The sequence below is a fragment of the Kitasatospora sp. NPDC059812 genome (assembly GCF_042732075.1).
Taxonomy (GTDB): domain Bacteria; phylum Actinomycetota; class Actinomycetes; order Streptomycetales; family Streptomycetaceae; genus Kitasatospora.
Map to the genome: position 1 here is coordinate 56,474 of NZ_JBHWIO010000051.1, position 4,615 is coordinate 61,088.

The 4,615-nt window shown below is 69.9% G+C and carries 1 protein-coding gene; it reads right to left on the minus strand.

Annotated features, from left to right (window positions below; genetic code table 11):
* Positions 1 to 142: 142 nt before the first annotated feature.
* Positions 143 to 4,615 (minus strand): beta strand repeat-containing protein (locus ACFV6D_RS24115; protein ID WP_380561091.1); only part of this gene is annotated, 4,473 nt, incomplete at its 5' end.

Below are 4,615 nucleotides of genomic sequence, written 5' to 3' on the forward strand. Positions count from 1 at the left end.
TCCCCAGCTTGGCCGTGCCACCCGCCCCCTTGCCACCACCCCCATTTCTCCCACCCCACCCCGCGCCCCCTGGGGGGGGCCCGGGGGGGGTGGGGCCCCCCCCCCCCCGGTCGGGGCCGATCAGACCCCGGTCAGGCTGCGATCACTCGCTCCTCACTCCCTTCCGGTTCCGCCGAACCCTGACGACCACGACCAGCAGGGCGCCGAGGCCCGCCAGGAGCGCGCTCGTGAGGGTGAAGGGCACCACAGCGGCGCCGGTGTGCGGCAGGACCCCGCCGTTCGGGCCGGGGACGTTGCCGCCACCCGGCTGCGGGTAGCCGGCCGGCTCCGGTCCGTGGCCGACCTCCATCCCGTCGCCGTGACCGCCGTGGCCGTGGCCGTCACCCGGCTCGGGCTTGTGCTCGTTGCACTTGTCCCTGTCGCAGGGCGGGGCGCAGCGTGCGATCGCGGAGGACGGGGGAGTGGTGATCGGCGGGGTACCCGGCGCGGCGTTCGGCGGCAGGAAGGAGGCCGTCACGGTGTTGGTCGTGTCCTCCGTGATGACGCTGGAGCAGAAGAACCTCTTCTCCTGCCCGGAGGCCAGACTGAACGTCCCCGCAGCGACGACGCAGGAGGCCTCCTGCTGGTCGTTCAGTGTGATGCCGCTGATGTCGACCGTACCGGTGTTGGTGACGGTGATCCGCCAGTACGCCTTGCACTTGTCGCGGTCACAGTCCTCCTTGCCGTCGTTCTTGTGGAGAGTCGTCTCCTTGCCCCACGGACCGGACCCGCCCTCGGCGCAGTTACCGGGGACGTCGGACTGGCAGACCTCCTTGTTGATGGTCAGCGAGGGAACGTTCGCCGTGGCCTCGGAGGGCGGGGTGGTGATGGGCGTCCCACCGGGACCGGGGAACGTGGCCGTGACGGTGTTCGTCGTCGACTCCGTCAGGTGGGAGCTGGAGCAGAAGATCTGCTTGTTCGCTCCTGCTGCGAGGTTGAAGGTGCCGGCGGCTGTGGCGCATGCCGGGGTGACGGTGTCGGTCAGGGTGATGCCGTTGATGTCGACGCCGTCGGTGTTGGTGACGGTGATCCGCCAGTAGGCGGTGCCGCCGGGCGGGAGGGTGGTGACGCTGGCCCAGGGGCCGTTGCCGCCGGGCCCGCAGTCGGCGGCGGTTGCCGAGGTGCAGACCTCCTTGACGATGGCCAGCGACGGAACGTTGGCGGTCGCTTCCGACGGCGGTGTGGTGATGGGGGTGCCGCCGGGCCCCGGGAAGGTCGCCGTGACGACGTTCGTCGTCGGGGCGGTGACGTTGGGGAGGTTGCAGAAGATCTGCTTGTTCGCTCCTGCTGCGAGGTTGAAGGTGCCGGCGGCTGTGGCGCATGCCGGGGTGACGGCGTCGTTGAGGGTGATGCCGTTGATGTCGACGCCGTCGGTGTTGGTGACGGTGATGCGCCAGTAGGCGGTGCCGCCGGGCGGGAGGGTGGTGACGCTGGCCCAGGGGCCGTTGCCGCCGGATCCGCAGTCGGCGGCGGTTGTCGAGGTGCACACTTCCTTGACGATCGCGAGGGAGGGAACGTTGGCCGTTGCTTCGGAGGGCGGTGTGGTGATCGGAGGTGTGCCGCCGGGGCCGGGGAAGGTCGCGGTGACGACGTTGGTGGTGGCCTGGGTGACGTTGGGGAGGTTGCAGAAGATCTGTTTGTCTGCTCCCGGCGTCAGGTTGAAGGTGCCGGCGGCCGTCGCGCAGCCCGGGGTGACGGTGTCGGTCAGGGTGATGCCGTTGATGTCGACGCCGTCGGTGTTGGTGACGGTGATGCGCCAGTAGGCGGTGCCGCCGGGGGCGACGGTGGTGATGCCGGCCCAGGGGCCGTTACCACCGGGCCCGCAGTCGGCGGCGGTTGTCGAGGTGCAGACCTCCTTGACGATCGCGAGGGAGGGAACGTTGGCCGTTGCTTCCGACGGCGGTGTGGTGATCGGAGGTGTGCCGCCCGGCCCCGGGAAGGTGGCCGTCACCACGTTGGTGGTCGAGGTGGTGACGTTGGGGAGGTTGCAGAAGATCTGCTTGCTGGTTCCTGCCGTCAGGTTGAAGGTGCCGGCCGCCGTAACGCAACCCGGGGTGACGGTGTCGGTCAAGGTGATGCCGTTGATGTCGACGCCGTCGGTGTTGGTGACGGTGATGCGCCAGTAGGCGGTGCCGCCGGGGGCGACGGTGGTGATGCTGGCCCAGGGGCCGTTACCGCCGGATCCGCAGTCGGCGGCGGTTGTCGAGGTGCAGACCTCCTTGTTGATGGTCAGCGAGGGAACGTTGGCCGTGGCCTCGGAGGGCGGTGTGGTGATCGGAGGTGTGCCGCCGGGGCCGGGGAAGGTCGCGGTGACGACGTTGGTGGTGGACTGGGTGACGTTGGCGAGGTTGCAGAAGATCTGTTTGTCTGCTCCCGGCGTCAGGTTGAAGGTGCCGGCGGCTGTGGCGCATGCCGGGGTGACGGCGTCGTTGAGGGTGATGCCGTTGATGTCGACGCCGTCGGTGTTGGTGACGGTGATGCGCCAGTAGGCGGTGCCGCCGGGCGCGAGGGTGGTGACGCCGGCCCAGGGGCCGCTGCCGCCGGGCCCACAGTTCGCGGCTGTGGTGGAGGCACAGACCTCCTTGACGATCGTCAGGGAAGGAACGTCAACTGCTGCCTCGGAGGGCGGGGTGGTGATGGGGGTCCCGCCGGGGCCGGGGAAGGTGGCCGTCACGACGTTGGTGGTCGAGGTGGTGACGTTGGGGAGGTTGCAGTAGATCTGTTTGTCTGCTCCCGGCGCCAGGTTGAACGTGCCGGCCGCCGTCACGCAGCCCGCGGTGACGGGGTCGGCCAGGGTGATGCCGTTGACCGGGACCGCACCGGTGTTGGTGACGGTGATCCGCCAGTATGCGGTGCCGCCCGGTGCGACGGTGGTGACACCGGCCCAGGGGCCGCTACCGCCGGATCCGCAGTCGGCGGCGGTTGTCGAGGTGCAGACCTCCTTGACGATCGCCAGCGACGGAACGTCAGCCGTTGCTTCCGACGGTGGTGTGGTGATGGGATGGCCACCGGGGCCGGGGAAGGTGGCTGTCACCACGTTGGTGGTCGAGGTGGTGACGTTGGCGAGGTCGCAGAAGACCTGCTTGTTCGCCCCCGTCGCCAGGTTGAACGTTCCGGCGGCCGTCACGCACGCCGGGGTCACGGCATCGGTCAGGGTGATGCCCGCGATGGGGACCGTCCCGGTGTTGGTGACGGTGATCCGCCAGTACGCGGTGGCACCGGATGGGATGATGGTCGTCTTGGCCCAGGGGCCGCTACCGCCGCTGGCGCAGTCGGCCGCAGTGGTCGAGGTGCAGACCTCTTTGAGGATCGTCAGTGACGGGGCGTCGACGGTGGCCTCGGCGGGCGGGGTGGTGATGGGCGTGCCGCCGGGGCCGGGGAAGGTCGCGGTGACGACGTTGGCGGTGGCCTGGGTGACGTTGGCGAGGTTGCAGAAGATCTGCTTGTTCGCTCCTGCCGCCAGGTTGAAGGTGCCGGCGGCCGTGGCGCACGCCGGGGTGACGGGGTCGGTCAGGGTGATGCCGGTGATGTCGCTGGGGCCGTCGTTGGTGACGGTGATGCGCCAGTAGGCGGTGCCACCGGACGGAACCGTGGTGCCGCCGGCCCAGGGGCCGCTGCCGCCGGGCCCGCAGTCGGCGGCGACTGCCGAGGTGCACACTTCCTTGACGATCGCCAGCGAGGGAACGTTGGCGGTTGCTTCGGAGGGTGGTGTGGTGATCGGAGGTGTGCCGCCGGGGCCGGGGAAGGTGGCCGTGACGACGTTGGTGGTGGGCTTCGTGACGTTGGCGAGGTTGCAGAAGATCTGCTTGTTCGCTCCCGCTGCCAGATCGAACGTGCCGGCGGCCGTGGCGCATGCCGGGGTGACGGCGTCGTTGAGCGTGATGCCGGAGATGTTCACCGCACCGGTGTTGGTGACGGTGATGCGCCAGTAGGCGGTGCCGCCGGGGGCGACGGTGGTGACGCCGGCCCAGGGGCCATTGCCGCCGGATCCGCAGTCACCCGCGGTTGCCGAGGTGCAGACCTCCTTGACGATCGCCAGCGACGGAACGTCGACTGTGGCCTCGGCGGGCGGTGTGGTGATGGGGGTGCCGCCGGGGCCGGGGAAGCTCGCCGTGACGACGTTCGTCGTCGAGGTGGTGATGCCGGGGAGGTTGCAGAAGACCTGGGTGCTCGCCCCTGCCGGGAGGTTGAACATGCCGGCGACCGTGGCGCACGCCGGGGTGACGGCATCCGTCAGGGTGATGCCGGAGATGTCGACGCCGTCGGTGTTGGTGACGGTGATCCGCCAGTACGCGGTGGCGCCGGGCGGAACGGTGGTGACGCCGGCCCAGGGGCCGTTACCACCCTCGATGCAGTTGGCGACCGTTGCCGAGGTGCAGACCTCCTTGACGATGGCCAGCGACGGAACGTTGGCGGTCGCTTCCGACGGCGGTGTGGTGATGGGGGTGCCGCCGGGTCCGGGGAAGGTCGCCGTGACGACGTTCGTCGTCGGGGCGGTGACGTTGGGGAGGTTGCAGAAGACCTGTCTGTTGGCTCCCGCCGCCAGGTTGAACGTTCCTGCCGCTGTGGCGCACGC